This is a genomic window from Allostigmatella hybrida, from assembly GCF_020103775.1.
Lineage (GTDB): Bacteria > Myxococcota > Myxococcia > Myxococcales > Myxococcaceae > Hyalangium > Hyalangium aurantiaca.
Map to the genome: position 1 here is coordinate 1 of NZ_JAHXBH010000031.1, position 26242 is coordinate 26242.

The following is a 26242-nucleotide window of genomic DNA, read 5'->3' on the forward strand; positions in this document are numbered from 1 at the left end:
GGCGTCGACAGCATCATGACGGCGGACAAGACGGGCCTGGAGGGCCAGAAGATCAAGGGCATCACCAACGTCGTGACAGGCGGCCTGGGGCTGGCGGCGCTCGCCGCGGGCTCGCCGCTGCTCGCCCTGGGCCTGGGCGTCGCGGGCGTGGGCATCAACGCCATCACCGAGCTCATCACCGACGACCAGCACCAGATCGCCAACCTGAAAATCAACGATCCCAACTACCGGCCCTCGCTGGAGGAGGCCGCTCCCCCCCAGCCCGACCCTGACGCCTGGAAGGAGTCGGACGAGCTGCCTTTTGACCCCATGATCGGAAATCTCTGGTAAACAGGCTTTACCACCTGTTCTGGAGATAAGACCATGTTTAAGCCTTTGGGGTTCCTGTTGCTCACGGCCGGCCTGCTGCTCTCGGGCTGCGGCGTTCCCGAGGAGGCCGTCGAGGGGCCTTCCGCCACCCCAGAGGCTCCCGCGGACGCCGAGGCCGAAGGCGACTACACGGCCTCGGCCGCGGCCATCTGGGAGAGCGTCCAGACGCCGGGGTACACGCCCTACACGCAGGTCTGTAGCGGGGTGATTGGCGCCGAGTGCGCGGTGCCGGGGGAGAAGTGCACCTGGTTCTCCGCCAACTACTCCTGGGGCCCCTACTCCGTCTCCAAGGTGTGTCGGCCGGTCAATGGCACGTACCGGGCCATCGAGACGGTGAGCCAGAACTGCGTCAGCGGCGGCCACACGGCGTGCCCGGATGGCGAGACCGCGGGCAAGCCCTGCGGGCACAAGGGCAGCTACTGCATCCGCCAGTGCTACACGTACCCCGGCCCCGCCATCACCGTGCGCGCCTACTGCCAGTGAGCCGGCCGCAGCGCGGACACGAGGACGAACCGCCCTACCAGCTCGATGGGCAGGGCGGACGCCGCCTCGTTGTAGAAGCTGCCCGTGAAGACCGCCGTCAGCCCGAGCGACGGGAACACGAAGAGGTACTGTCCGCCGTTGCCTCGCGCGAAGAGAGCCTCCACGGGTGTGCCACCCACGGTGAAGGTGTTGAGCCACCAGAGGTAGCCATACCGGGAGTCCCCCAGCGTCCGCGCGCTCGTGGTGGACTCCTGGAGCCACGCCGCCGGGAGGAGCTGCCGTCCTCCCCACTGGCCGCCGTTCAGCAGGAGCTGGCCCACCTTCGCGAAGTCGCGCGGGCGCAGGCGCAGGTGCCCGCCCGTGTCGGTGCGTCCCCCGTCCGCCGCCTGCCAGTCGAACCGGGTGATGCCCAGCGGCCCGAAGAGCGCACGGCGTGAGAACTCGGGGAAGGGCATCCCCGCCGCGTCCTCGGTCAGCGCGCCCAGGACCACCACGCCGCCCGTGCAATACACGGTGGACTGGCCCGGTCCCTCGGCCATCGGAAGGTCGAGGACGAACTTCACCCAGTCCTTTGAGTCATACATCCGCTCTTCCTGGCCCGGAGAGTCCGGGTTCCAGTCGTCGCACGCCCACCCGCCGCGCATCTCGAGCAAATCCCTGACGGTGATGCGCTCCTTGCGCTCGTCCGCGTTCCGGAAGGGCGCGTAGCGCTGAAGCAACGGCAGGACACGCGTTCCGGTGCCCGGAAGCAGCCCCTGCGCCAGGGCTGCCCCCACCAGCAGCGAGGTGATGCTCTTCGTGGCGGAGCGCAGGTCATGCGGCGTGTCGCGGTGAAAGCCGTTCCAGTACCGCTCGTAGACGAGCTTGCCGTGGCGGGCGATGAGCAAGGCATCGGGGGCTGGGTATTCCTTCGCCGCGATGCGCCGCTCCAGCTCCAGCAGCGGCTCCCGCGCCATGCCCTCCTCTTCCAACGAGGCGACCGGCCACCCATCGTCGAGCAGGCCAGGCGGGCTCCCCGGACCGTCCATCTGGAGGTGCCCACACGATGCGAGCGCGGCCACGGCCAGGAGCCGGGGCAGAAGCAGAGGCCACAGGTTCGACAGAAGCCGCATGGAACCCGGCCATACCACGTGCGGAAGTGTCCATTCATCCGAGGTCCGCCCTGGGCGGAGTGGCGAGGCCGCTCCGCGCGGCTTTACACTCGCCACGTCCGGCAGCCTGCCGGCAAGGGGGGAGCATGACATCTCGTGAAGGGTTCTCGCGTCGTGGGGCAGTGGCCATGTGGACGGCGGTGGCGGCGCTCCTGGGCGTTCCGGTCACCAGCTCCGCCCAGGAGGTGCTGTCCGTCGAAGACCGCATCCGCCTGCTGAAGACCATGAAGGACTGCTGGCAGACCGCCTCGACCACCCAGGCCGCGGGCTCCGCGGATGCCAGTACGTCCGCGCAGGCGGATGGGGCCTTCAAGAAGTTGATCAACGCCAAGGCCTCGCTCGATGTGGGCGGCGCGTTCAAGGCCCGGATGCGGGCGGAGTTCGCGCCCCTGACGGGCAACGCCGCCGCCGAGGCGGCCATCGAAGCGTGTTACCGCATGGCCTCGGGGGGGGACTCCCTGGGCTTGAATTCGGCCCGCCGGCCGCCCGAGCCTGTCGTGGTGAAGGCCAAGGCCCTCCGGCCTGCCGCGGTGAAGCCCCTGGCCCCGCCCCCCGAGTGGACCTGCCGCGCGCCCGCCGTCTTCCTCTCCGCGACGTGTGAGCGGGGTGGACTGGGCGGCAATGACCAGGACGTCATCGAAACCCAGGGCGTGGTCCGTGGCTGGAAGGAGGAAGGGGTGCGCCACCGGACGTCCTGCGCGCACGCGGTGCCCAGCACGGGCTCGGTCACGGCCCGGAGTGAGTGCCATGCGAAGGAGGGCACGCTGCGGATGCTGCTGGAGAACGCGGTCGAGGGCAAAGGCGGCCACAGCAGCCAGAAGGCGTGCGCCCACGGCGAGCAATGTCTGACATCTCTGGCCTTTCGCATCGACGAGGGGGGCGCCGACGTGCGCATCTCCCCGGAAGCCGCGGGGCGGTATGAGCTTCAGGTCGATTCCGTCGAGTGCTCCGACAGACCGGCGCTGGAGGACTCCGGAAAGGTCCACCTGAAAGCCCAGTTCCTGGGCAAGGGCATCCCGCTCACCCCCGGCGCCCGTTTCCCGCTGAACAGCCCGGGACTGGTGGATGTCCGATTTCATGGCAGGACCAAATACGAACTCAAGTTCGCGAAGGAGGCCTTCACGGGAACCACCCGCTGCGAGGTGAGTCTGTCCTTGCAGCCGCGCCGGTAACGTTGCCCCCTCAACGGGCCGCGCGCCGGAATTCCCTTACTTTCCATTCAAAGCCAACGCCTGACAGGGGGGCGGTCCTCAACCTGGCAGGTTGTCCGCCGCATGGCCAACGTGCTAGGTTGTGCTGGAGGGGGTCCAAACGGGGGCTCCCGAGGGAAATCGCAACTCCCCCGGGGCCCTTCCGACAATGGACTCAAGGACGAGGTGCGTTGATTTCGTCCGTTCCTTCGCCGTACCATCGCAACCGATTCACAGAAACCGGGGGATTCCGTGAAAAAGCCAAAGATGTCGGCGCTGCGTTGTCTGATTGCCGTGGCATTAGGCGGCGCGGTGTTAGCGGGGACGGTGGCCTATGCCCAGAAGCGGGAGTGCTGGGAGTGCAGACCCTGCGGCTGTTCGCCAGATGGGACCAGTATCCTCTGCTGCGGTGCCTCCAGCTGCTAGGCCGGAGCGCCCATGCGACGGAATCTCGCTCGAATCCTCCTGGTGCTGGCCATCTTCGCCGGCACCGCGGTCACGGCCGCCAAGGCGTTCACTTGGTTCCAGCCTGCCCAGGCGCTGAAGCCTCCCGCGGCAACGCATTCCTTGCCGGAAGCACCGGAGGCGCCGCTGAGCACCGCGGAGCTGCCCTCCACGAGCGCCCTGTCCCAAGCGGCGCTCCCCTCGCAAGAGGTTCCCGCGGCCCATCTGATCCGTTTCACCGGAGCCGCGGTCCGGGCCATCCCCGCCGCCCTTGTCCAGACGCCAGACGAAGTGCGGAGCCAGCCCACCGAGCCTGACTCGCGGCCTCCCGGACACGGACTTCCCGCCTCGGGCATGCTGTGCGCGCTCAAGGATGGCTCGCTGAACTGCGGGGCCTGCCGCAGTGACAGCGATTGCCCGGCCGGCACCGGCTGCGTGGCCAACCGCGAGACGCGCCGCTTCGAATGTCTGGCTTCCGAGTGCGAGGAGGATCCGCACTGCTTTCCGGGCCAGGTCTGCCGTCCCGTGACGACGGGCGCCTCGGGCCCGGTCATCCGCCGGTGTGTCCCCGCCGGGATGCGCCAGGAGGGCGAGCCGTGCGACGGGCTCTTCATCTCCCAGGAGGGCGCATGCCGCGAGGGCCTGTCCTGCCACCGGGGCGTGTGCAGCCGCCCCTGCCGGCTCGACGATGCGGCGAGCTGTCCCGAGGGCCATGCCTGCGAGGAGGGGCTCAACGGTCCCGCCTGCTTCCCCGACTGCCGCTCGCGAGGGTGCGCCGCGGGCCAGCGGTGCAAGCAATTGAATGAATCCGACTACCAATGCCTTTCCCACACCACGGGCACCTGCCCCGAGACGCCGTGCGGCGAAGGGGAGCGCTGCAACATGCGCCTGTCCCAGGACACGGGGGTCTTCTGGTGCGCCGCCTTGTGCAACCCTCTCCGCGCGGACAGTTGCCCCACCGGGCAGGTGTGCGGCGTGGGCGGCCCCACCGTCAGCACCTGCTACCGCCAGTGTGACCCGGCGGTGCTCGACGCCTGCGGCGATGGGTGGCAGTGCACCACGGTCACCGAGGACATGACGCAGTGGGGCTGCCGCCCCTCCGCGCCCTAAGCCAGGCTCAGCGGGGCCCCCCGTTCACGAGGGCATCCCACGTTTCCGGAGGGAGCCCCTGGAGAAGTGTTAGTCGAGGACGCCGAGGGTCTCGTCGCGGGTCACCGCCTCGCCCTGGACGGTGTAGCCCGAGTACCAGGAGGTATCCTTGGTGCCGAGCTTGTCCTGCATCAGGTGCGCGTGAGGGCCGGTGGCCTGGCCGGTGCCTCCCTCGTTGCCCACCTGGCAGCGGTCGCACGTGCGGTTTTTCGAGTCGGCGGTCTTGATGAAGTGCTTCTGGGTGAACTTCCAGCCATCCGCCCAGGTGTGGCTCGCCATGTTCGCGTTCTCGTAGCCGTTCCCGTTGCAGACCACGCCCGTGGTTTTGATCGTCACGGTCCAGGAGACCGAGCCCACCACGCCCGTTTCGGCCCCCCAGTAGTTGCAGCGGCCACTGGAGACGTCGATGGCGCCGTGGTACCCGCCGCTTGGGTAGTACGTGGTAGCCGTAATGGTACCGGGGAAGGGGGACTTGACCGTGTGCGCCGTCACCGTGGCCGGAATGAGCGCCAGGGAAGCCAGTGCCACCAGGACCGTCTTGCTCGTGTGATGCATTGTTGCTCCTTTCATCGAGCCTGCTGTAACCGCTGTTTCTCCCTCAGAATCAGGCTCCACTCCTGAAGGCCCATGCCGAGTGCTTGCGTCCACGCGTCGATCTCCGTCACCAGGCGGGGATCGACGCCGCGCAGCCGCTGGAGCTCGGGCACCGCGGCCGTGAACCCCAGCTGGGCGATGCTCTGCAGCAGCGCTTTGCGCACCGAGGAATCCTGCTCGCCGCGATACATGGCGAGGAGCGACTCCTGGGTGCTGGCCATCTGCGCCGAGGGCACTCCGCCCAGCGCGGTGACCGCCGCCGCGCGAACGTCCGCGTCACCGCTTCGCAGCAGTGACTGGAGCCGGCGCGCCGAGCCGTCGCTGATCGCTTCGGTCGAGAGGCTGCCGAGGATCTTCGCGGTTACCTTCGGATCCGTGGAGGCGGCGGCCGCCGCCACCGCCAGGTCCGCGGCCGGGCCGTGGTGGCCCGAGTAGACGAACTGGTTGTCCTCGATGAGGTTGGCTGCGGCCTCCCTGCGCACCTCGGGCGAGGCGTCCCTCACCAGACGCTCATACATGTCGCCCGTGCTCTCCGTGGCGCTGGTCCGCCGCATGGCGCGGATCGCGGCGGCGCGAACCTGCGGATCGCGATCCTCCAGGGCCCGCTTCGCCACGGCCTGCATGGCACTGGGGTCCACCCCGCGCTCGGTCCGCGCGACGAGGGCCGCCGCCAGGTGCTCGGCCATGACGGGCTCCGTCTCCCGCTCGAATGCCGCCCGCAGCTCGCTGTCGGGCAAGGTGACGGCGGACTCGCGCAGGAGCGTGCGCAGGTAGCGCTTGTACGCCTCCGACCCCGAGCCGAGCCCCCGCCGGATCTGGTCCATCAAGCCTTGCACCGAGCACGTCTCCCCCTGGTGGACGGGGGCCGGGCCCTGGGAGGCCGCCTGTGCGAAGGCCGGCGGGGCCAGCAGAGGGCACAGCATGAGGGCCAGCAGGCCGGGCGCGCGCAAGTGGAAGGAGGTGGAGCGGGTCATGGCGGGCTCGCGGGCTCAGTCGTGGCGGTCAAGACAGTGGTGAGGATCCTGATCGGGCAGGCTGTTCCACAGCCGCACGAAGTCCAGGGTGCCGCTGGCGTAGAGCCGCTCGAAGGCCTGGTAATCCGGCTGGAAGCGCGGGTCCGTCATGGCCATGTTCGCCATGACTGGGAGCGCGTCCCTGCCCGCGGCGCGCGCCGCGAAGCGGAACAGCGCCCAGCGCACGCACACGTCCTGCTCGGTCACGAAGGAGCGGCCGAACAGCTCCAGCACCTGGGCCTTGTCCTGGGACAGGGAGAGGTTGTGCACCGCCGCCTCCCGGCCGTCCTCGCCGCCCTCGGTGGCGAGGATCCGCGTGTACCGCTCGGTGGCCTCGGCGTCGAGGACGGGCGCCGCGTGCATGGGCATCGACAGCGCCAGGTAGCGGATCTGCTCGTCCGGCGACTCGGCGCCGATGGTGAGCAGCGTGTCCATATAAGGCGCGAGGCTGCCGCTCTGGTGGAAGTCCCGCTTCATGACCCGCGCGATGGTGCGGGTGGCGGCCCAGCCCGCCTCGCCTGAGACCGGATCCTTGGCGAAGTCCGCCAACCGCGTGAGCGCCGCGGGCTCGAGCCGCTTCTGGGTGTCCAGGGCCGACAGGAAGCCCGCGCGCTGATTGGGCGCGAGACTGCCGTCCAACGCCATGTCCGTGAGCCGCGCCGCGACCTGGGGCAGTTGGAGGGCCTCGGAGTCCCGGAGGGCCGACAGGTACACCTTGAAGTCCTTGGGCCCGGCCTCGCGGGCCCAGTCCATCACCTGATGGGCGCGGCCCGCATCATTCCCGATCAGCTCCGTGAGCCGCTCCTTCAGGTAATCCCGGACGAGCGGCTCGCGCGCGGCCAGCAGCGGCTCGGCCCACTCGCGGAAGTTCTCGATCGTCACGTGGCCGTCGAAGCGGTCCAGCTCCGGCCAGCACGTCGTGGCTTCGAACCTCCGAGGGGCTGCGGCGGCCTCCTGCTCCGCGCCTCCGGGGCCGGTCAGCCCGGCAGCGGCGCCCTGCCGGGAGGGCCCCGGGTTCGGGCTGCCCGGCGCGGCCGCCGGATGCGTCTCCCCCCTGCCCTCCGCCTCAGGAGGGCTGACGATCCGCGCGCCCCCCGCGAGCAGGACCACAGCGCCCAGGACCGTGGCACCGAGGATGAAGCGCCGGCGCGAAGGGCGCTGGGTGGGGGAGGTGGAGCGAGGCAGAGCGTCTGGAAGCATGGGGTCCGGGACCAAGGGGGTTCCACCTCTGTAGAGCCCCCGGCACCGAAGCCGTCCCAACGAAATGCTAGAAAACCGTTAACCGGGGAGGCCTCACCCGGCGGAGGCCTCGGGCAGGCTCTCCTCCAGCGTGGCGTCCGGGATGTTCAGCGGCGGGGCGATGTAGACAGGCCACTCGTTTCAGGCCCACGCCGGCAGCACGTGGGCGCCGGTAGCGCACGCCCCCGTACTACGAAGGCTCTGCTCAACACCCTGCCCGAGAGCATCGAGGAACTGCGCCGACAGGCGCGCAGAGAATTCCCACACCGGCCTGTCCCTTCACTCGACACGCTGAAGCTCAGGGGCCGGAGGCTCATCGCTCAGCGGCGTTTCGTGGGGGAATCAGCCCATCGACCGTGAGGAGCCGGGGCAAGCTGGGGTTCAAGAGCCGGTGCAGGAAGAGCCCCACGCCCGCGCTGCCCGCTCCAAAATCACAGCTAATGCGGAACAAGTCTTGCGAGGCAAAGGCAAACCCATTTTTCCGGGTCATGCGGTGCGGAAGAATGGCCTCCGCCAAGTGGAACGCATTGTTCAGGTACCGCTCGTCGCCCAGGAACAGGTACATGTCCAAGAGGAATTCGCCGTATCCGGCCAGCCCATACTCCCACCACAGCTTGTTGGTATGGCGCTCGCTGACGGTATTGGCACAGCGGTCGGCGAACTTGCGCAGCCGCTCGTCGCCCGTGGCCCGGTAGCCACGGAGCAGGGCTGTTCCCACTCCCGCCGAGCCGTGCCGCATGTGAGGGGATTTGGGCGCGGACAGAGGCGCGTTGACCCGGGGGAACCAAAGGACAGAGCCCTCCAGTTGCTCGCAGTTCGCCATCTCGAAGTCCAAGCCCTTGATGGCGGCATCCAGGAACCGCTCCTCCTTGCAGGCGGCGTGCAAACCGAGGAGGAACAGCGCGACGCCGCTGTTCCCGTGGCCAAAGCCCAGCGGCATCGTCCCGTTGAGTTCCCAGTAGGCCCCCTGTGCATTCTCGAGCTTGGTCCGCAGCATGTGCTCGCCTGCGTCCATGGCTCGCTTCAGGTACCGGTCCGCTCCGGTCCGGTGCCAGAAGGCCAAATTGGCCAGCCCCCAGCCGGAGGTGCCCCAAAAGAGGTCCGGGTGCTCATAGATGAGCGGCGAACCCACGGCGGCCTCCATGGCAGCCTCTGCCTGCGCCTGAAGCCCGAAGTCCAGGAATGCCCACGCGACGCCCGACAGCCCGCTGAACAACCCGGGGGGATAATCCGAGGGCTTGAAGTGGTTCACCATCCAGTCGAGCACGGGCCGAGGCACTTCTCCCATGGCCCTTTGGAGGAAGTAGGCCGTGCCCGTCGCACCGTACGAGAGGTGAAGCGGATTGGACCAATAGAGCTCAGGCCGTGTCGGCCAGAGCCGGTCATCCCGGTTGTAGTCGGCACTGTCGAGGATGAAGGTCTTCAGCCCTTCCACGGTCTTCGCAATCTCTTCGCGCAATTCCGCGGTGGGGGCGGGGCGGCTGGGAGGGGCGTCGCCTAGAATGACAAAGGGGCGGGTGCTCGATGGAACCCGGCAGGTCTCCAGGACCTTCAGCACGCGATCCAAGTCCCACCGCCGCTGCCGCTCGGGCTCCAGCAGCCCCACGGTGATGTCGTAGAGCTCGCCTGGCAACTCATAGTCCGCGAGCGTTTGCCGATAGGAGGCCAGGATTCCCTCCCGGTTCAGATCGAGCCCAGGAGCGCTAAAGGACACCATGTCCAGGATGAGCGCGCCCATGGCGTAATGGTCGTCAGCGGGATGCGGCCGGCCATTCTCTCTCTGCTCGGGAGAGGTGTAGCCCGGGGTCCAGTTCTCGATGGGCGCCTCGGTGCGATCCAGCTCGTAGGCGAACTCAAGATCGATGAACTTCACCTCGTGGGAGGCCGTGAACATGACGTTGTTGCGGGTGATGTCCCTCAGAACAACGTCATGCGCATGAACCGTCTTCAGCCCTGCGATGATCTTCCGGATGGTGTCCCGGATTCGAGTGAAGAGGTGCGAGGGGAGCAGCTCCGTCGAGCCATGGAAGAACCCCATGGAGTAGCCCCACAGCGACTCGGCCGAGAGCTGCTCTTGGACCAGGAACAGGTGCTCCCATTCCTTGAAGAGGGCGACGAAGTTCGCCGTGTAGCCGGTGGGCCCCAGCTTCGAGAGGATCCGGCCTTCCTTTTGGAGAAGGCGGAAGCCCTCCTCGTCCTCGTCGGTGCCGCCGAGGACAGGGCGTGCCTCGCGGATGATGATGTTGCTTCCGGTCTGCGTGTCCACGCCCCGGTAGATGCCTCCCGCCCCATGGAACTTCATGGCCGCCTGGACGCGGTATCGGTTCTGGAGCGGCACGCCGGCACCTTGCTTCGGGCGCTCGACGGGCTTCCAGTCCGAGAAGGGATCCGTGATCCAAGGCGGTAGCTTGAAGTACCCCTTGCGCTCGTCGGAGACCCACTTTCCCTCAGGCGAGCGGATGACGGCCGTCCGCCGCCCGGAGGGGTGGAGCACGTCGTACCCGTAGTGCTCGCCGTAGCGGTAGTAGACGACCTTGCTTGCCTTGTAGGGCCGGTCCGTCAGCAAGAAGGGCCCTTTCATTCCCTGGGTCGCCTCGTCCAAGAGCGCCAGGAGCCGCACGAACGACTCCTGACTGCTGGGATAGATGGCCACGAACTTGCCCGCGCCCGTGCGCGGCATGTTCTTGTGAGAAGACAGCTGGAGCATGCGGCGATCCGCACAGAACTTGAAGGCGACCTTCTCCCTGGCGAGGAGCGGCACGGTCCTTCGCAGCAACTCCAGATCGCTCAGCTCGGAAGCCGCCAGGTGGATCTTCCACCCCTCGGCGAGGCGAGGCGCGTCCGGGCCGAGTCTGCAATACGTCCAGTAGCCGCCAACCTGGACCCTCCAGCTGTCATCGAGATGGGGACGGACCTGCTCGAGGTACTCAGGGGAGGAGACGTAGGACTCGATGCTTTCGTAATAATCGTCGTCGAGCAGCGAGTAGAGGAAGTCGGGGCGGTCACTGAACATGCAAGCGCGGAGATCTTTCCCTCCTGTCACCAGGAGACGCGCAGGGTGCTGGAAAAGGACCGAAGGGCTCTTCTGGCCTCTCGCCAGCAGGCGCCCGGAGGACTTCTCCAGCACCCCACTAGGCTGAACCAGCGGCTAGGTCTTGCTGCGGTGCGACGCGCAGCTCGCCGTCGACGTACAGCTCACCGACGAGGTGCAAGCGTCGCCCGGGGCCTCGCCGATTTCGTCTTCCAGATACTGCAGCGCGAGAACCAGTTCCATGATTGAGCTCCTGGGGTGGGGGTTCACATCGGGCCTGGAAACTGCCTTGACCGCCCGTGCGATCAAGTTGCCCATTTGGCACTCTACTAGTAAAATTTTGACCGAAAAAGAAGGTTTTGAGGAGAAAGCTTTTGTTCGCGACTTCGGGTCGGCGGTGGGATTGGCACTGACATGAGAACAGCCGCCGAGTGGCGTGCAAGCCTGGCCCATGTACCGCAGACCCTGCGGCTCGTTTGGGGGAGCGCGCCCGGAGAAACAGCCGCGCTTGCGGGATTGACGCTGGCGGTGGCGGTGCTTCCCGTCACGGTGGCGTGGCTCGGCAAACAGATTGTCGACGCGGTGGTCACGGGTTCCCGGGAGGCTACCCTTCGCTGGGTTCTGGCAGAGCTGGGGGCCGTGGCGGCCCTGGTGCTTGCGCAGCGGCTCCTTGGGCTCGTCCGGAGCGGGCTTGGCTCGCGTGTCTCCTTGGACGTCAACGTCTCCATCCTTCAGAAGGCACGCTCGCTGGAGTTGCACCAATTCGAGGATCCCCACGTTCAGGATCAGCTCACGCGCGCCCGGCGGGAAGCCTCGTCCCGTCCCGTGTCCGTGGTCAGCCGGACCTTCGGCATCCTCGAGAGCCTGGTCAGTCTGCTGGGCTTCGCGGCACTGCTGATCAGCCTGTCCCCATGGGCGGTGTGCGCGCTGCTGCTCTCGTCGATGCCCGCCACGTTGGCGGAGATGCGCTTCTCGGCGCGGATCTTCCAGATGAAGAGCGGCCGGGCCCAGGACAACCGGCGGCTGTTCTATTTCGAGTACCTGTTGACTGCGGCGGAGCACGCCAAGGAGATCCGGATCTTCCGGCTCGGGGACACGCTGCTGTCGCGTTACCGGACGCTGGGCGAGCGCTTCTACGAGGAGGATCGCCAGGTGGCGCGCCGCCGCGCGCTCTGGGGATTCCTGCTTTCGCTGGTGGGCACTGGCGCCTTCTATGGCAGCTACGGGGTGACGGCGCTGGCTGCGGCCGATGGGCGCATCTCGCTGGGCGAGATGACCTTGTACCTCGCGGCCTTCCGGATGGGACAACAGGCGTTCCAAGCCCTGTTGGGTGCCGTGGGCGGCATGTACGAGGACAGCCTCTACATGTCAAACCTGTTTGGCTTCTTGGCCATCCCTTCCAGCCAGACCCAGGCCCGTCTGCTGACCGCGTCCGCGGCGCCTGGTGCCGAACAAGGCATCCGCTTCGAATCGGTGGGATTCCGGTACCCAGACTCGGAGGCATGGGCCCTCAAGGAACTCAACCTGTTCATTCCCGCCAGCCAGAGCCTGGCGCTGGTGGGGCACAACGGTGCAGGCAAGAGCACGTTCATCAAATTGCTGACGCGTCTGTATCGCCCGACCCAGGGGAGAATCCTCCTGGACGGCCGCGACCTCAACGAGTGGGAGGAAGAGACGCTGCGTCAGCGCATCGGCGTCATCTTCCAAGACTACAACGAGTTCCAGTTCGCCGTGCGTGAGAACGTGGGGTTTGGAAGCATTGACCACGTCGAGGATACGGCGCGGGTTCAGCGGGCCATCGAAAAGGGCGGGGCCGCAGAGTTTGTCACACAGCTCTCCAAGGGGCTCAACACCCAGTTGGGGCGCTGGTTCAAGGATGGCACGGATCTGTCGGGAGGACAGTGGCAGAAGCTGGCCATCTCTCGGGCCTTCATGCGCGAGGAGGCTGACATCTTCATTCTCGATGAGCCCACCGCCTCGCTGGATGCGGAGTCCGAGAAGGCTGTGTTCGAGCGTTTCCGCCATCTGGCGGCTGGCCGCACGGCCATTCTCATCTCACACCGGTTTCCCACGGTGCGTCTGGCCGACAAGATCGTCGTACTCGAAGGAGGACAGATCATCGAGCAGGGAGGCCACGAGGAGCTGCTTTCGTCGGGCGGACGCTATGCCAAGCTGTTCACGCTCCAGGCGGAAGGCTATCGCTAACACGGCTTGACGGGCGAACCGGGGAGGCCTCACCCGGAGGAGGCCTCGCGCAGGCTCTCCTCCACGCCGTGGAGCAGCTCCTCCAGCGTGGCGTCCGGGATGTTCAGCGGCGGGGCGATGTAGACCGTGTCCCCCAGCGGCCTCAGGTACAGCCCCCGCTTCAGCGCCGCCTCGTACACACGCCAGCCCTTGCCGGACAGGTACCCGCCCCCGCCCAGGTCCACCGCGCCCACCATGCCCTGGGCCCTCGGCCGCACCACGCCCGGCACCCGCTCCGCCATGGCCTCGAAGGCCGCCTTCACCCGGGGCGCCTTGCGCGCCACCTGCCCCAGCACGTCCTCGTCCCGGTACACCGCCAGCACCTCGCGCGCCACGGCGGCCCCCAGCGGGTTCCCGCAGTACGAGTGCCCGTAGTACAGCGCCCGCTCCCGCCCGCCCAGGAAGCCCGAGAACACCCGCTCCGTGGCCAGCGTGGCCGCGAAGGGCAGCAGCCCCCCGCTCAGCGCCTTCGCCAGGCACAGCAGGTCCGGCACCACCCCCGCCAGCTCACACGCGAAGCGCGCCCCCGCGCGCCCCAGCCCCGTGAACACCTCGTCGGCGATGAGGAACGTGTCCACCGCCCGCGTCGCCTCGCGCACCGCCCGCACGAACGCCGGCGCGTACACCTGCATCCCCGCCGCCCCCTGCACCACCGGCTCCAGGATGACGCCCGCCACCTCGTCCGGGGACGCCTTCAGCGCCCGCTCCACCTCCGCGAACGCCCGCTCCCACCCGCCTGCTTCCGCCGGCGAGGGCACGTGCACCACGTCGAACAGCAGCGGCCCGAACACCTCGCGGAACTCGGGCATGCCGCCCACGCTGGTGGCCCCCACCGTCTCTCCGTGGAAGGCCCCCGACAGGGTGATGAAGCGCGTGCGCCGGGGCCGCCCGTTCTGCGCCCAGTACTGCGCCGCCATCTTGATGGCCACCTCCACCGCCGTGCTCCCGTTGTCCACGTAGAACACCCGCGAGAGCCGCTCCCCCGCGGGCAGCGCCTCCTGCCCCGCCCCCGGCGCCAGCGCCACCAGCTCCGAGGCCAGCCGCGCCGCGGGCGCGTGGGTGATGCCCGCGAGCGACACGTGCCCCAGCACCCCCACCTGCTCCACCAGCGCCTGCACCAGCCGCGGGTGCCGGTGCCCCAGCGTGGACACCCACCAGGAGCTGTTCGCGTCGAGGTAGCGCCGGCCGTCCGCATCCGTCAGGTAGGCCCCCTCGGCCCCTACCACCACCAGGGGATTCGTGGCCTGGATGTAGGTCCCCATCGCGGTGTAGGGGTGCCACACGTGCCGCTTGTCCAGCGCGACGATGGCCTCCCGGTTCAGCTCCTCGCGTTTCACGCTCGCACCCTCTTTCCAGCCGGGTTGACGCATCGCACCGGCCCCGCGGCGCGCGTTCTGCCCCGGCCTCTGCCCGCTCGCAACCCCTCCAGGCTCAGGCCCCTTCCCTTTCCTGGCGTCTGGTATCTTGTGGAATAATCCCGGTCCGTTTCCTCAGGAGCCGATGTCCCCATGACTCAACGCAGCCCCTCGGCAGCGTCCCTCTCTCAGGCCATGGAGACCGAATACGCCCGGCGCATCGCCCTGGCCACCCCCACGGACACCGCCCGGGGGCTGTTCTTCAACGGGGTGCTGTCGGCCGTCATCACCTTCGGCGGTGAGCCCGCGCTGAAACAGTGCCACGCCCGGCTCAACGACAAGCGCTTCGAGCGGCGCTTCATCGACTTCTCCAGCTACCCCGTCTCGGACTTCCTGCGCCTGTCGCTCGCCGCCTCGCAGATTCTCACCTCGCAGTTCGGCAGCCCGGAGACGACCCAGCGCCGCCTGGGCATGCAGGCCACGCGCGACTTCCTCAGCTCCATGGCGGGGCGCACCGTGCTGCTGCTCTCGGGCGACTCGCCCAAGCGCCTGCTGGACAAGATTCCCAACGCCTACCGCTCCGCGGTGAGCTACGGCGAGCGCACCGTGACGATGATGGGCGACAAGGCCGCGCGCGTCGTCTTCTCGCGCGACTTCATGCTCCCGCACTACAACGAGGGCGTGCTGAGCGCCGTGCTGGAGTCCGTCAACGCCCGCAACCCCCGCGTCCTCTCGCGCGCCACGGGCCCGATGGACTCCGAGTACGAGCTGGCCTGGGACTGAGCGCGGGCCCGCCGGGCTGGATGGAACTCGGCACCCGGGGCCGGTCCGCGTTAAAACCGTCCCCGTGCTCGATCCATCCATCCGCGTTCAGGTGCTCGACTCCATCACCGACGTGCCCGCCGCGCAGTGGGATGCGCTGGCGGGTGCCGATGCGCCCCCCTTCATCCGGCACGCATGGCTGGCCGCCATGGAGGAGAGCGGCAGCGCCCAGGAGGAGACGGGCTGGGCGCCCCACCACCTCACGCTGTGGCGCGGGAACACGCTCGTGGCGGCCTCCCCCGCCTACTTCAAGTTCCACAGCATGGGCGAGTACATCTACGACTTCGCCTGGGCCCAGGTGGCCCAGCGCATGGGCGTGCCGTACTACCCGAAGCTGCTCATCGGCGCCCCGCTCTCCCCCGCCACCGCGCCGCGCTTCCTCGTGGCCGAGGGCGAGAACGTGAGCGATGCGCGCCACGCCATCATGGAGGCCGCCATCGAGAGCGCGCGCGAGGAGGGCTGCTCCTCCGTCCACGTGCTCTACCCCACCGAGGAGGAGGCGGACTTCCTGGAGCGCACCGGCATGGCCCGCCGGCTCACGCTGCAGTTCCACTGGAAAAACCCCGGCTACCAGAGCTACGAGGACTACCTGGCGCGCTTCACCTCCAAGCGCCGCAACCAGTTCAAGCGCGAGCGCGGCGCCGCGGCCGAGCAGGGCATCACCCTGCGCACCGTGCCGGGCAGCGAGCTGGGCCCCGAGCACGCCCGGCGCGCCCATGGCTTCTACGCCGCCACGTGCGAGCGCCACGCCTGGGGCCAGGTGCAGCTCACCCCGGACTTCTTCGCCCGCGTGTTCCGCGCCATGCCCGAGGCCATGGAGATGGTGGAGGCGGTGCGCGGGGGCAAGGTGGTGGCCGGGGCCTTCAACGCGGTGACGAAGGAGCGGCTCTACGGGCGGTACTGGGGCTGCCTCGAGGAGCACCCCTTCCTGCACTTCAACGTCTGCCTGTACCACTCGGTGGAGGAGAGCATCCGCGCGGGGCGCAAGGTGTTCGAGCCCGGCGCGGGCGGCGAGCACAAGGTGGCGCGCGGCTTCGAGCCCACCGCCGTGCACAGCGCCCACCTGCTCTTCGATTCCCGGCTGGACCGCACCATCCGGGACGCCCTCCGCCGCGAGCGCGCCCACCTGGCGCTCGCCGTGGAGGAGGCCGAGCGGCTCGCCGGCCTCAAGCCCTGGCCCCTGGAGGGTGTGTAAGAAGGTCTCCACCTCGCGGGGGGCCGGCGTACGAACGAAGTTGTCAAATGGGGGAAGACCTTTAGAGTCGGGCCGTATGAAAGCCCCCGAGACCGAAGAGGATTTCGTCCAGTGGTATGAGGACTGCTGGGCGGATCGCGACGAGGTGGAGTACCCGAAGCTGTTCGGGGCCATCAGCGAAGAGGTGTTCACGCTGGACCAGACGGACGCCCTGCAGGCCTGGCTCGAGAGCGACCTGTCCCAGGTGAAGGAGCTGGACCCGAACTGGGGCCCCATGGGCGTGCGCGTGGCGCCCCCGACCGAGCAGTACCCCTACTGGACCTACGTGACGAGCGGCCTGTCCAACCCCTTCACCGTGGCCCCTGGCGCGGAGGTGGACGAGGCGGCCCCCAGCGGCATCGGCTACGAGATGGTCATCCACACCGCCGAGGAGGCGCAGTGGCCGGTGCTCCGGCTGCTGGACATGATGGCCTACAACCTGGTGTGCCTGCGCGCCTTCGCCCTCAACCACCGCTACCCGGTGGAGGGCTCGCTCACCGGCGGCGAGACGAAGCTCAACGGCTTCGTCTTCGTGCGGGACACCTCGCGCCCCGCCGAGTTCACCCTGCCCTCGGGCAAGGTGCAGCTGCTCACGCTGGTGGGCACCACGCGCAACGAGATGGCCTTCAGCCGCTCCAACGGCATGGACAAGCTGATGGCCAAGCTCCATGAGGCGGGCGCCGGCCTCGTCACCCGCCCGGAGCGCGAGGAGGTGAAGCTGTAGCAGCCCCTCCGCGCGGGGTGCGGTCCTCGCGTCCCGCGCGGATGAGCGCCCCGCCGCCCACGAGCAGCAGCACGCCGAAAGCCAGGAAGCCCAGGTCCCACGCCAGCGCGTGCGGCCCGGGCTTCACGTGGTGCACGCCGAGGAGCTGGTGGTCGATGAGCCCCTCCACGGTGTTGAACAGGCCCCAGCCCGCGAGCAGCGCGCCCAGGAGCGTGCGCGTGGACCAGGGCACATCCGCGCGCTGGCCCGCGCGCCACAGCAGCCCCAGGCCCCCCGCCGTCATCAGCCAGGTGAAGGCGTGGAAGAGGCCATCCCAGAACATGTTCACCTTGGCGCGCACCAGATCATCCGGCGGCAGGATGCTGGAGAGCATGTTGTGCCACTGCAAGAGCTGGTGCAGGACGATGCCGTCCACGAAGCCCCCCAGCCCCACCCCCAGCAGCACCCCGGCGGACACCAGCGGCCCCTGTCTCAAGCCGCTCATCGCGGCTCCTCCGGAAGGCGCGCCGGCGCTGACGCACTGCTTCCAGCGCGGTGCGCCAGAAACACAATGCACAGGATGAGGGCGAAGGGCAGGGCCGTGATGGCCAGCCGTCCCCAGAAGTGTTCGTCGAAAATGCCCGCCTCCACCGCGGGACGGCAGGTGGGGCACGCGGCTGCGACGCGCCCCGTCAACGCCAGACTCACCCCGGCCACCTTGGAAAGTCCTCTCATGCGGCCACCATAATGGCCGCCCCTCCGCTCCGGCGGAGAAGGGACGCCGGAATGAAACAATCATCGGAATGACAACGTTGTCTTGTTTTTCATACATTGACCGTATTCCGGGGTGAGACTAGAGACACGGCTTCCTTTCCAAGAGGACCTCACGCCATGACTCGAACGTTCCCCACGCTCTCCACCCTGACGGCGCTGTGCGCCGGACTGGCCACCGCGCACGGCCTGCCCGCCGAGGCGGCCCCTGCCGCGGCCTCCGTGTCCGCGATGGACGTGTCCCCGGAGCTCCTCTCGGTGATGCGCCGGGACTTGAAGGTCTCCGAGGCGCAGCTGAGCCGCCGGCTCGCCTTCGAGGCGAAGGCCCCCGCCCTGGAGAAGACGCTGCGTGAGGAGCTGGGCGATTCGTTCGGCGGTGCGTGGCTGAACGCGGACGGCACCCAGCTCATCGTCGGCGTGACCGACGAGGCCGGCGCCGAGCGCGTCCGCCGCGCGGGCGCCGAGCCCCGCCGCGTGGCCCGGAGCCAGGCGCACCTGGATGCGGTGATGGCGGAGCTGAACGCCAACGCCAAGAACGCCGGCCCGTCCATCCACTTCTGGCAGGTGGACGTGGCCACCAACAGCGTCGTGGTCCACGCCGACAGCGGCTCGGGCATGTCGAAGCTGCGCAACGAGGCCTTCGTGGCCCAGAGCCGCGGCGCCAAGGACGGCACCATCCGCATCGTGGAGTCCACCCAGGCGCCCCAGCTCGCCTACGACGTGCGCGGCGGAGATCCCTACTACTTCAGCAACGCGCGCTGTTCGGTCGGCTTCTCGGTGAACGGCGGCTTCGTCACCGCCGGCCACTGCGGCGGCGCGGGCACCGCCACCACCGGCCACAACGGCGTGGCGATGGGCACCATCCGCGCCTCCACCTTCCCCACCAACGACTGGGCCTGGGTGGCCACCAACGGCTCGTGGACGCCGCAGCCCTGGGTCTACAGCTACAACAACGCGAACGTCACCGTGGCGGGCTCGCAGGAGGCCGGCATCGGCGCCTCCATCTGCCGCTCCGGCTACACCACGGGCTGGCGCTGCGGCACGCTCGTGGCCAAGAACATCACCGTCAACTACTCCAACGGCCCCGTCTACGGCATGTCGCACACCAACGCGTGCGCCAACCCCGGTGACTCGGGTGGCTCGGTCATCTCCGGCACCCAGGCACAGGGCGTCACCTCCGGCATCGCCGGCGGCTGCGAGTCCTCCAGCCCCCAGACGTTCTTCCAGCCCATCAACCCCATCCTGAGCACCTACGGCCTCACGCTCCGCACGGGCGGTGGCAGCAGCGGCGGCAAGGGGTTCGTCTCGCGCCTCAACGGCAAGTGCATCGACGTGCCCAACTCCAACTTCTCCGACGGCGTGCAGCTCCAGATGTGGGACTGCAACGGCACCAACGCCCAGAAGTTCACCTGGGTGGGCAGCACGCTGCAGATCGGCGGCAAGTGCGTGGACGTCGCCAACGCCTCCACGGCCAACGGCACGGCCATCCAGCTCGTCAGCTGCAATGGCAACCGCGCCCAGGACTTCGTGCTCAGCGGCGCGGGTGACCTGGTGAGCTACCTGGCCAACAAGTGCGTGGACATCGTGGGGGTCAACTCGGCCAGCGGCGCCAAGCTGCACCTCTGGGATTGCAACGGCGCGGCCAACCAGAAGTGGGATTACCGCTAATCCCTCTCACCTGAAGTAACGAGGGGCGTGGCCGCGAGGGCCGCGCCCCTTTTTTTTGGGTCCTAGACGGCGCGGACCCGGGTGGGCAGGACGCGCGCGAGCAGCGAGGGCGGCGCGCCCTTCCAGCGCATCGCGGGCTTCTCGACGAAGTGCCAGGACAGCGCCGCCAGCCCCGCTACGAGCGGCACGGAGAGCGCCACGTTCACCCAGCCCGACGTCCGGCCGCCCAGCAGGGCCGTGACGAGCTGCTGCACCGGAAAGGCATAGATGTAGACGCCGTAGGAGATGTCCCCGAAGCGCGACAGGTCCACCCGAAACCCGGGCCGGAACGCCAGGTACATCACCAGGTACGCCCCACAGCTTCCCACGGCGAGCCGCATTCCCACGCCCCACCAGGCCGTGGCCCCGAGCACCACCAGGCACCCCAGCGCCGCCCACGGGCTCAGCCGCACCCGGTCCCGCCACAGGTACAGCACCAGCCCGGAGCCGAAGTAGAGCGACAGCTCCTGCCACCAGCCCAGCCGGGGCCCCACGTACGGGATGAGGGGCGCCACCGCCGCGAGTCCCCACCCCGCCAGGGCCCACCCCCGCCGCAGCAGCCCCACCATGCCCAGCCCCGCCACCAGCAGGTAGAAGCCCACCTCGTACTTCAGCGTCCACAGCGAGCCATTCACCGCGCGCGGATAGGCATTGCCCTCGAAGACGCCCGGCAACTCCCACTGGGACTGGTACAGGGTGAAGTTGCGCCACACGTACGCGTACGTGTCCGGAGACCGGAGGTACCCTTCCAGCGGCAGCTCCGTCAGGACCGGGCCCAGCACGAAGGCGCTCGCCAGCAGCACCACCGCCAGCCCGGGGAAGATGCGCAGCATGCGCGCCCACAGGTAGTGCGCCTGGCTGGGGCTGCGCTCCTGGCTGCGCGTGATGAGCAGCCCGCTGATGATGAGGAAGACCGCCACGCACAGGCGCCCCAGGGACATCTGCCCGTGGCTGAAGTCTTCCAACGGCTCGCGCGTGCCCAATCCCTCTGCCAGCGGAAACGCGTGAGAGAAAATGACGCCCGTGGCGGCCACCAACCGGATGAAGTCCAGATTGTTGCGCGGGCTGTCCAGACACTGCTTCAGCGTGGGGGGGGAAGAGGACGGCATGGAGAGGGGTGGCATTCTGAACGCACTGCCCCGTCCGCACCAAGCAGACAGGGAGCCAGCCTCCTCTCCCTGATTCAGAGGACGGTGGCTCCCGGAAGTCTTTCCAAAGGAATCAACTGCTTACAGCGTCGGGACCCCCAGGTCCTGCACGCCGCCCAGGCCCGCGCCCCTGGCGCCACCGCCCAGCAGGCCCAGCTGCTGGGCGCCCTGCGCCAGTTGCGTGAAGGTCTCCATCACCTTCGAGAGCTGCTGGATGAGGTCGGAGAACCCATCGCCCCCAGCCCCCTGGGACGCGCCCGCGCCACCCAGGCCGCCCAGGCCGCCGCCCGCGCCACCCAGGCCGCCCATGCCACCGCCCAGGCCTCCTCCCCCGCCACCGCCACAGCCGCCACCCGCGCCGCCACCGCCTGCACCCGCGGCCTCACCGCCCGGCGGCACCCCGTTCTGCTGCTTGAGCATCTCGATGAGCTGGGCGATCAGCTCCGACAAGCCCTTGGCGCCCCCCGCCTCTCCGGGGCCGCCCACGCCGGGGGCGCTCCCGCCCGACAGGTCCACGAGGTTGCGCTTGCCCTGGAGGCCCGGACCGCCGCTGAAGCCGTCCTGCACCGCCAGCGGCTGCTGCGCCTTCGTCAGCCCGGACGGACCTCCCACGGCGCTCGTGCCGAACCCGGCCGGGCCCTGGGAAGTGGGGGCGACGGGAGGGGCAATGGGCATCTTGAAGGAGGCAGGAGCGATGGCGGACATGGGAGCGATTCCTTTGGGTCAGCGGGGAGGAGGTTGGCGCTGCGGAACGCTGCACACAGAAGCACCAACCATGCCACCCTGGAGGCAACCGTGGGATATGTGCGCAAACCCTTGAAGGGCTTGGAACTCCCGGTCCCGGGCGGGGGCGGAGGCCGCCCTCTCCGCCCGGAATACCGCCTCGAGGCCTGATGACAGCAGTCCCAGGTGGTGACTGCCGTCACCCGCCTCAGGCCCCCGCTAGGGCAGGAACTTCCACGGCCGCGTCGTGGCCGCCCGGAAGCAGTGGACGCTGGCGGTGGTGCTGCTGCCGACCTCCTGCACCACGCCCGCGCTGTAGCCCTTGCCCTGGCACCACGCGCTGACCTCCAGCCGGGACTCGGTGGCGCTGAAGTTGCCCGCCGTGCTGGCGGGGCCGAGCTGGCTCCGGGGCACCTCCTGCACGAGCCCCGCGTTGAAGCACCCCACCCACGGGCGCGAGGTCATCTCGAAAATCTGTCCCGTGGTCCACCCGAGGCTGCTGCACCAGCGGCGCACCGCCGCGGCGCAGTGCGTGGTCTGCGCGGCCCGCTCGTCCGTGCAGCCGTCATGCTTGCGCGCCAGCTCCTCGAACGTCACCCCCAGGCTCACGTGCTGGATGGGGGCGCACGCCACGGACACCTCCGTGGCATTGGCCGAAGCGGGCACGCCCACGAGCGAGATGGGGGGCTGGTTGCTGACCACCTGGCGCAGCGTCTCCCAGAAGTTGGTGGCCGAGGCGAGCGCGTCATCCGCCCCGCGCTGCGCGCAGACGCGGTGCATGGACTGCGCGCACGCCAGCGAGCCCAGCGCCGCGAAGCTGTTGCAGCCGGGGTGCTGCTGGCTCATCACGAACTGGCCCGCGGTGGGCTCCTCCTGAATCGCGTCCTCCTTGCAGTCCGCGCCCAGCGCGCTCATGCAGACGCTGCGGTTGGAGCGGGCGTGGGTGAAGAACTGCACCTCGTCGATGAAGCCCTTGAAGGAGCCCTCGCCCTGGGCCGGGCAGCTCTGCGTGTCCAGGGCGTTGCCGGCGCCGATCGACATCTGGCCGGTGCCCAGCCGGAAGGTTCCCGGCGCGTTGGGCAGCGTGCGCCCCGTAGCCACGCCGTTGATGTACTCGCCGAACTGGCCGGTGACGCCATCCCACGTGTAGGCCACGTGCGACCAGCGGCCGGTGGGCAGCGGCGGGCTGCCCCCCAGCCGGACGCGGGTGCCGTTGATGACGAAGGACATCTGCACGCTGTGGTTCGCCTCGTAGATGAGGTCCAGCCCGCCCTGCTTCTGCAGCAGGTAGCGGTAGGGATTGCCGGTGCAGCCCTGGTTGATGGCCGCGTCCGGACGGACGGCGAGCTGCACGGTGAAGCCCCGGACGGGGGCGCCCACGCCCGGCACGGTGTTGCTCGCGTCCGTGAAGTTCACCGTGGCGGCGCCGCCCCCGGGCAGCACCAGCGCCCGGCCCTTGGCGTGCGGCTCCCACAGCGAGCCCGTCGTGGGCTGGGTGGGCGCGTTCGTGTCGGAGACCTGGGCGGTGCCCTTGAGCGTCGCGGTGAAGAAGCGGCCCGCGATGTCCGGCGTGCGCGTCAAGTCATAATCCCCCGCGCGGGTCACCAGCTCGTTCATGGGCAGGGAGAGCAGCTGGAAGGGATTGGCGATCTCCCCGAGGTCCACCTCGTTGTAATCGCCCGTGTTGCTGCCGAAGAGGGCCAGCACGTCGTGCGTCTTGGTGACGGGCAGGAAGCGCGCGGCGTTGCTCGAGCCCGGAGGGAAGTTCTGGGCGCCGGGGCGCTCCTGCTCGAAGTTCCACATGGGCCCCGAGTAGAAGAGGTGGGCCATGTCCATGCGGTTGGTGTTGATGCTGCCGTCGATGTGCTGGGCGATCCACCCCGTCTCCGAGCCGATGAGGCTGACGGCCTCGCGGCGCGCGCCGTCGGTGTAGCGCACGGCGATGTAGAGGAGGTTGCGCCCCTCGTGGTCCACCCAGGCGTAGGCACCGCGAATGAGGGCGCCGGAGGTGGTGTCCCCAAACTCCTCGCCGGTGGCGGCCTTCATGCGCTGCCAGGAGAGCGGATAGCGCTTCAGGCCCGGCGTGGTGTCGTTGAACATCATCGAGAGAGGGCGCGGGACGCTCCAACCCGTGGGCGCGCAGGGCGTGGGGTTGTACGAGTACATCATGTAGTCGATGCCGCCGGTGTTGGCCGGCGCGCCCTGGAAGATGAGCAGGCGGCCATCGGAGGTCATCGTCGGCTCGATGCCCCGGAGGTTCGCGCCCGTGGTGGTCTTCAGCGTCTCCAGGGCGCCCGTGGTGAACGAGGCCACCTCCGCCTGCGGGGTGAACGGCTGGTTCACGCGCACGTCGATGGGCCGGCGGCGGAAGATGTTGTCGCCGTTGAACATCTTCGAGTCGACGATGTAGGGCTGATAGACGGCCACGCCGTTGCTGAGGGTGTAGGGCTGTGCGGGGTTGGTGAAGCAGAACGCGAGGGCGTTCTCGCCGTTCTTCACCTCGGTGGTGACGCCGGCGGAGAAGGCCGCCGAGAAGCTGGGCTTGCCCTCGGCGTCATAGGTGATGGCCTCGGGGCGGAACACGCGGGCGCGCCACTTGGTGGTGGTCGTCGCGTGGTCCTCGCCGTTGTTGCCGATGAAGATGCGCCCATCCACGGTGGAGGAGTGCCCATTGGCGCCAAAGGGCGTGGAGATGCGCGTGTTCACCAGCGAGGGACGGGTGGCCGCGGACGCCTCCTGCGGGGCAAGAAGACACCCCACCAGCGAGAGGAACAGTCCTGAGAACCACCGGGGGGGACGATGCGGGAGTGCCATGAATCCTCCTAGAGCTGTAAAACAGGATACACGATATTTCCAAGACCAACCGGTCCTGACACTGCGCAGGGGTACACCTTTCCCGAGCCATGCGTGGGCCTCTGACAGCGGCTTCTGCTGAAAGCCTCGCGCCTATAGTGGAGGGCCCGGGTTCCTTCGGGCGCGGCGGGAGGGCTGTGGATGGCTTCGACGGACGCATCGCAGGGAGACCCGACCCGGCTGCCACCGGGCACGCGCGTGGGGCCCTGGGAACTCCGGGAGTGGCGGGGCCGGGGCTCCTACGGAACGGTCTACCGCGCCGTGCGCCGGGGAAACTCAGACGTGACGGAGGTGGCGCTCAAGCTGGCGTCCCATTCCGAGGACCCACGGTTCGCGCGGGAGGTGGCCCTGCTCAGCCGCCTGCGCCATCCCAGCGTTCCGCGCCTGTTTGATCAAGGCAAGTGGCTGAACGCGGCGGGGCGCGCCCATCCCTACCTCGTCATGGAGTGGGTGGACGGCGTCTCCCTGTATGCCTGGGCCGTGCGCCACGCGCCCACGTCCCGGCAGGTGCTCCGGGTGCTGTCACAGGTGGCCAGCGCCCTCGCCCAGACGGTCGAGGTAGGGGCGGTGCACCGGGATGTTAAAGGCGACAACATCCTCGTCCAAGGAGGGGCGGAGGGCCACGCCTTCCTCATGGACTATGGCTCCGGGTACTACGCCGGGGCCGAGCGGCTGACACCGCCACTGTTCCCACCGGCAACGCCGCGCTACCGCAGCCCCGAGGCCTGGGCCTATGCCCAGCGCGCGGGCCTGGACGCGGAGCGCCCTTACGAGGTGCAACCCGCAGATGACGTGTTCGCGTTGGGGGTCAGCGCCTACCGGCTGGTAACGGGCACCTATCCCCCGCCCACGGAGCCCTGGGACGCAGCCTCCCAGGCCTGGAACCAGGACGGAGTGGGGCCTCGGTCTCCTCGGGAACTCAATCCCCGGGTAGACCCGCTCTTGAGCGCCCTCATCTTGAGAATGCTTTCCCCAAGGCCCTGGCACCGGGCCACCGCGAGGGAGCTGACAGAGGTCCTGGACGAAGCCGTCCGGCAAGCGGGAGCCGAAGCGGATCAACCCCTCTTCGCGAAAGCCCGGAACGAGCATCCCGCTTGGCCGTCCCAAACGATGAAGATGATGCCGGGGTTCGCTCTCCCTGATGTCCGGATGCCGGATGAGCGGGAGGCGCCCAAGAAAGCCCGAAGATTCGGGAGCCGTTGGTGGCTCGCGCTGGCCGCTGGCGTTCCCGTGGCAATGGGCGTGGGCTGGCTGCTGCAACCGTGGCTCCTTCCGGCGGAGCACGCCGTTGCAGTCACCGCAAAGCGGGGAGCTAGCAGCGTGGCCGCGGCGGATACGGCCCTGATGGTGCCCCCCACCTCTGGGGTGCCCTCCGGACGAGAGGGAATCACCTTGGAACTCCCTCACAAACCCTTTCCTGGGCAGGAACGGCCGGACAGCGCGGGCAAATGCCCTCGCAAGACCCAAATCGCCATCAACAACGGGTGCTGGGTAGAATTGAAGGTTGCGCCTGACGCCTGTGAAGATGGCTACCTGTACAAGGGCGGCTGCTACATGCCCGCGTTCCGTCCAGCGACTGCGCCAACCTCTCATCCTGTTTCCCCCCTCCCCCAAGCTCCCTAACCTCCTCAAAGCCTCGATGCTCCCCTCTTCGAAGCCTACTTACTTAGGCCTACAGAAGCCTGTACCTTCTAGAAGCCCCAACAAGTTGGACAAAACTCTATTCAGGTTAACCAAGCCCAACTCGCCTGATTTTCACCTTATAAAGGTCTATCCCTTCTAAGAGGGTGCTGAGCTGAGGCCGTCAGCCACAACATGCAGCTCCCCCCAGCGGGCGACTAAGCACAAGATCTGGGCTCCGGCTTCCTGAGAGACGCCTGCTTGCCTGCTTCTGATCAGCACCCTCCAAGCTCGGCGCCTGAATTCGAGATAGCGGGCACCAGCTGACCGCCCCCCTGACACCCCAAACTCGGCTTGGTGGATAAAAATTGGATAGCCTAGGGCTTGCCCCTGTGGACA

22 protein-coding genes and 1 pseudogene are annotated in these 26242 nt (G+C 68.5%); 11 read left to right on the forward strand and 12 right to left on the reverse strand.

What is annotated here, in order from left to right; all coding sequences use genetic code 11:
* Both KY661_RS31260 and KY661_RS31265 read left to right on the forward strand, forming a co-directional pair.
* Nucleotides 1–330, forward strand: a pseudogene (locus tag KY661_RS31260) (hypothetical protein); the annotation flags it as partial.
* Nucleotides 331–363: 33 nt separating this feature from the next.
* On the forward strand, nucleotides 364–852 hold the full coding sequence (locus KY661_RS31265; protein ID WP_225413690.1) for a hypothetical protein: 489 nt from the start codon (nucleotides 364–366) through the stop codon (nucleotides 850–852).
* Here KY661_RS31265 and KY661_RS31270 read toward each other — a convergent pair.
* Nucleotides 840–1964 (reverse strand): serine hydrolase domain-containing protein, encoded by a 1125-nt coding sequence (locus tag KY661_RS31270; protein WP_225413691.1) that lies wholly within the window; start codon nucleotides 1962–1964, stop codon nucleotides 840–842. The genes KY661_RS31265 and KY661_RS31270 overlap by 13 nt on opposite strands.
* Before the next feature lie 125 nt (nucleotides 1965–2089).
* Between KY661_RS31270 and KY661_RS31275 the strand changes: the two genes are divergently transcribed.
* Both KY661_RS31275 and KY661_RS31280 read left to right on the forward strand, forming a co-directional pair.
* On the forward strand, nucleotides 2090–3175 hold the full coding sequence (locus KY661_RS31275) for a hypothetical protein (RefSeq protein ID WP_225413692.1): 1086 nt from the start codon (nucleotides 2090–2092) through the stop codon (nucleotides 3173–3175).
* Between the two features lie 456 nt (nucleotides 3176–3631).
* Nucleotides 3632–4747 (forward strand): hypothetical protein, encoded by a 1116-nt coding sequence (locus tag KY661_RS31280; protein WP_225413693.1) that lies wholly within the window; start codon nucleotides 3632–3634, stop codon nucleotides 4745–4747.
* Nucleotides 4748–4816: 69 nt separating this feature from the next.
* Here the strand turns inward: KY661_RS31280 and KY661_RS31285 are convergent, their stop codons facing one another.
* The 5 genes from KY661_RS31285 to KY661_RS37420 all read right to left on the reverse strand — a co-directional run bounded on the left by KY661_RS31285 (nucleotide 4817) and on the right by KY661_RS37420 (nucleotide 10906).
* Nucleotides 4817–5341 carry a hypothetical protein gene (locus KY661_RS31285; RefSeq protein WP_075010667.1) on the reverse strand — a complete coding sequence of 175 codons (525 nt, stop codon included), beginning with the start codon at nucleotides 5339–5341 and terminating at the stop codon, nucleotides 4817–4819.
* 11 nt (nucleotides 5342–5352) lie between these two features.
* Nucleotides 5353–6354, reverse strand: a complete 1002-nt coding sequence (locus KY661_RS31290; protein ID WP_225413694.1) for a HEAT repeat domain-containing protein — start codon at nucleotides 6352–6354, stop codon at nucleotides 5353–5355.
* Between the two features lie 15 nt (nucleotides 6355–6369).
* Entirely contained in the window at nucleotides 6370–7593 is a 1224-nt protein-coding gene (locus KY661_RS31295) for a hypothetical protein (RefSeq protein ID WP_225413695.1), read from the reverse strand.
* A gap of 352 nt (nucleotides 7594–7945) precedes the next feature.
* Complete coding sequence (gene lanKC, locus KY661_RS31300; RefSeq protein WP_225413696.1) at nucleotides 7946–10645, reverse strand: class III lanthionine synthetase LanKC; 2700 nt, start codon at nucleotides 10643–10645, stop codon at nucleotides 7946–7948.
* Nucleotides 10646–10780: 135 nt separating this feature from the next.
* Entirely contained in the window at nucleotides 10781–10906 is a 126-nt protein-coding gene (locus KY661_RS37420) for a hypothetical protein (protein WP_263437515.1), read from the reverse strand.
* Between KY661_RS37420 and KY661_RS31305 the strand changes: the two genes are divergently transcribed.
* Both KY661_RS31305 and KY661_RS31310 read left to right on the forward strand, forming a co-directional pair.
* Entirely contained in the window at nucleotides 10905–11081 is a 177-nt protein-coding gene (locus tag KY661_RS31305) for a hypothetical protein (protein WP_225413697.1), read from the forward strand. The two genes, KY661_RS37420 and KY661_RS31305, sit on opposite strands and share 2 nt — an antisense overlap.
* A complete protein-coding gene (locus KY661_RS31310; RefSeq protein WP_225413698.1) occupies nucleotides 11078–12868 on the forward strand; it encodes an ABC transporter ATP-binding protein in 1791 nt (596 codons plus the stop codon). Before KY661_RS31305 ends, KY661_RS31310 begins: the two co-directional genes overlap by 4 nt.
* A gap of 29 nt (nucleotides 12869–12897) precedes the next feature.
* Here KY661_RS31310 and bioA read toward each other — a convergent pair whose 3' ends face one another.
* On the reverse strand, nucleotides 12898–14229 hold the full coding sequence (gene bioA, locus KY661_RS31315; RefSeq protein WP_225413755.1) for an adenosylmethionine--8-amino-7-oxononanoate transaminase: 1332 nt from the start codon (nucleotides 14227–14229) through the stop codon (nucleotides 12898–12900).
* A 186-nt stretch (nucleotides 14230–14415) separates the two neighbouring features.
* Between bioA and KY661_RS31320 the strand changes: the two genes are divergently transcribed.
* From KY661_RS31320 to KY661_RS31330, 3 genes are all read left to right on the forward strand, one after another.
* A complete protein-coding gene (locus KY661_RS31320) occupies nucleotides 14416–15045 on the forward strand; it encodes a DUF2378 family protein (RefSeq protein WP_225413699.1) in 630 nt (209 codons plus the stop codon).
* 64 nt (nucleotides 15046–15109) lie between these two features.
* Complete coding sequence (locus KY661_RS31325; RefSeq protein WP_225413700.1) at nucleotides 15110–16279, forward strand: GNAT family N-acetyltransferase; 1170 nt, start codon at nucleotides 15110–15112, stop codon at nucleotides 16277–16279.
* A 76-nt stretch (nucleotides 16280–16355) separates the two neighbouring features.
* Nucleotides 16356–17042, forward strand: a complete 687-nt coding sequence (locus KY661_RS31330; protein ID WP_225413701.1) for a suppressor of fused domain protein — start codon at nucleotides 16356–16358, stop codon at nucleotides 17040–17042.
* Here KY661_RS31330 and KY661_RS31335 read toward each other — a convergent pair.
* Both KY661_RS31335 and KY661_RS31340 read right to left on the reverse strand, forming a co-directional pair.
* A complete protein-coding gene (locus KY661_RS31335; RefSeq protein WP_075010662.1) occupies nucleotides 17008–17526 on the reverse strand; it encodes a DUF2243 domain-containing protein in 519 nt (172 codons plus the stop codon). The two genes, KY661_RS31330 and KY661_RS31335, sit on opposite strands and share 35 nt — an antisense overlap.
* A complete protein-coding gene (locus KY661_RS31340) occupies nucleotides 17523–17756 on the reverse strand; it encodes a hypothetical protein (RefSeq protein WP_225413702.1) in 234 nt (77 codons plus the stop codon). The genes KY661_RS31335 and KY661_RS31340 overlap by 4 nt, the downstream gene beginning before the upstream one ends.
* A 156-nt stretch (nucleotides 17757–17912) precedes the next feature.
* On the opposite strand from KY661_RS31340, the gene KY661_RS31345 reads away from it, so the two are divergent.
* Nucleotides 17913–19460 carry a S1 family peptidase gene (locus tag KY661_RS31345; RefSeq protein WP_225413703.1) on the forward strand — a complete coding sequence of 516 codons (1548 nt, stop codon included), beginning with the start codon at nucleotides 17913–17915 and terminating at the stop codon, nucleotides 19458–19460.
* A 62-nt stretch (nucleotides 19461–19522) separates the two neighbouring features.
* Here KY661_RS31345 and KY661_RS31350 read toward each other — a convergent pair whose 3' ends face one another.
* The 3 genes from KY661_RS31350 to KY661_RS31360 all read right to left on the reverse strand — a co-directional run bounded on the left by KY661_RS31350 (nucleotide 19523) and on the right by KY661_RS31360 (nucleotide 24184).
* Complete coding sequence (locus KY661_RS31350) at nucleotides 19523–20608, reverse strand: acyltransferase family protein (protein ID WP_225413704.1); 1086 nt, start codon at nucleotides 20606–20608, stop codon at nucleotides 19523–19525.
* 120 nt (nucleotides 20609–20728) lie between these two features.
* Nucleotides 20729–21352 carry a hypothetical protein gene (locus KY661_RS31355; RefSeq protein WP_225413705.1) on the reverse strand — a complete coding sequence of 208 codons (624 nt, stop codon included), beginning with the start codon at nucleotides 21350–21352 and terminating at the stop codon, nucleotides 20729–20731.
* Nucleotides 21353–21589: 237 nt separating this feature from the next.
* Nucleotides 21590–24184 carry a LamG domain-containing protein gene (locus KY661_RS31360; RefSeq protein ID WP_225413706.1) on the reverse strand — a complete coding sequence of 865 codons (2595 nt, stop codon included), beginning with the start codon at nucleotides 24182–24184 and terminating at the stop codon, nucleotides 21590–21592.
* 180 nt (nucleotides 24185–24364) lie between these two features.
* Between KY661_RS31360 and KY661_RS31365 the strand changes: the two genes are divergently transcribed.
* On the forward strand, nucleotides 24365–25846 hold the full coding sequence (locus KY661_RS31365) for a serine/threonine-protein kinase (protein WP_225413707.1): 1482 nt from the start codon (nucleotides 24365–24367) through the stop codon (nucleotides 25844–25846).
* The last annotated feature ends 396 nt before the right edge of the window (nucleotides 25847–26242 follow it).

Excerpts from the sequence above, each read along its gene's own strand:
- KY661_RS31330 (WP_225413701.1), top strand. The coding sequence starts at position 16,356 with ATGAAAGCCCCCGAGACCGAAGAGGATTTCGTCCAGTGGTATGAGGAC.
- KY661_RS31345 (WP_225413703.1), top strand. The coding sequence starts at position 17,913 with ATGACTCGAACGTTCCCCACGCTCTCCACCCTGACGGCGCTGTGCGCC.
- KY661_RS31365 (WP_225413707.1), top strand. The coding sequence starts at position 24,365 with ATGGCTTCGACGGACGCATCGCAGGGAGACCCGACCCGGCTGCCACCG.
- KY661_RS31350 (WP_225413704.1), bottom strand. The coding sequence starts at position 20,608 with ATGCCGTCCTCTTCCCCCCCCACGCTGAAGCAGTGTCTGGACAGCCCG.
- KY661_RS31265 (WP_225413690.1), top strand. The coding sequence starts at position 364 with ATGTTTAAGCCTTTGGGGTTCCTGTTGCTCACGGCCGGCCTGCTGCTC.
- KY661_RS31320 (WP_225413699.1), top strand. The coding sequence starts at position 14,416 with ATGACTCAACGCAGCCCCTCGGCAGCGTCCCTCTCTCAGGCCATGGAG.
- KY661_RS31355 (WP_225413705.1), bottom strand. The coding sequence starts at position 21,352 with ATGTCCGCCATCGCTCCTGCCTCCTTCAAGATGCCCATTGCCCCTCCC.
- KY661_RS31280 (WP_225413693.1), top strand. The coding sequence starts at position 3,632 with ATGCGACGGAATCTCGCTCGAATCCTCCTGGTGCTGGCCATCTTCGCC.
- KY661_RS31305 (WP_225413697.1), top strand. The coding sequence starts at position 10,905 with ATGATTGAGCTCCTGGGGTGGGGGTTCACATCGGGCCTGGAAACTGCC.
- KY661_RS31275 (WP_225413692.1), top strand. The coding sequence starts at position 2,090 with ATGACATCTCGTGAAGGGTTCTCGCGTCGTGGGGCAGTGGCCATGTGG.
- KY661_RS31285 (WP_075010667.1), bottom strand. The coding sequence starts at position 5,341 with ATGCATCACACGAGCAAGACGGTCCTGGTGGCACTGGCTTCCCTGGCG.
- KY661_RS31335 (WP_075010662.1), bottom strand. The coding sequence starts at position 17,526 with ATGAGCGGCTTGAGACAGGGGCCGCTGGTGTCCGCCGGGGTGCTGCTG.
- KY661_RS31360 (WP_225413706.1), bottom strand. The coding sequence starts at position 24,184 with ATGGCACTCCCGCATCGTCCCCCCCGGTGGTTCTCAGGACTGTTCCTC.
- KY661_RS31290 (WP_225413694.1), bottom strand. The coding sequence starts at position 6,354 with ATGACCCGCTCCACCTCCTTCCACTTGCGCGCGCCCGGCCTGCTGGCC.
- KY661_RS31270 (WP_225413691.1), bottom strand. The coding sequence starts at position 1,964 with ATGCGGCTTCTGTCGAACCTGTGGCCTCTGCTTCTGCCCCGGCTCCTG.
- KY661_RS31295 (WP_225413695.1), bottom strand. The coding sequence starts at position 7,593 with ATGCTTCCAGACGCTCTGCCTCGCTCCACCTCCCCCACCCAGCGCCCT.
- KY661_RS31340 (WP_225413702.1), bottom strand. The coding sequence starts at position 17,756 with ATGAGAGGACTTTCCAAGGTGGCCGGGGTGAGTCTGGCGTTGACGGGG.
- lanKC (WP_225413696.1), bottom strand. The coding sequence starts at position 10,645 with ATGTTCAGTGACCGCCCCGACTTCCTCTACTCGCTGCTCGACGACGAT.
- KY661_RS37420 (WP_263437515.1), bottom strand. The coding sequence starts at position 10,906 with ATGGAACTGGTTCTCGCGCTGCAGTATCTGGAAGACGAAATCGGCGAG.
- KY661_RS31310 (WP_225413698.1), top strand. The coding sequence starts at position 11,078 with ATGAGAACAGCCGCCGAGTGGCGTGCAAGCCTGGCCCATGTACCGCAG.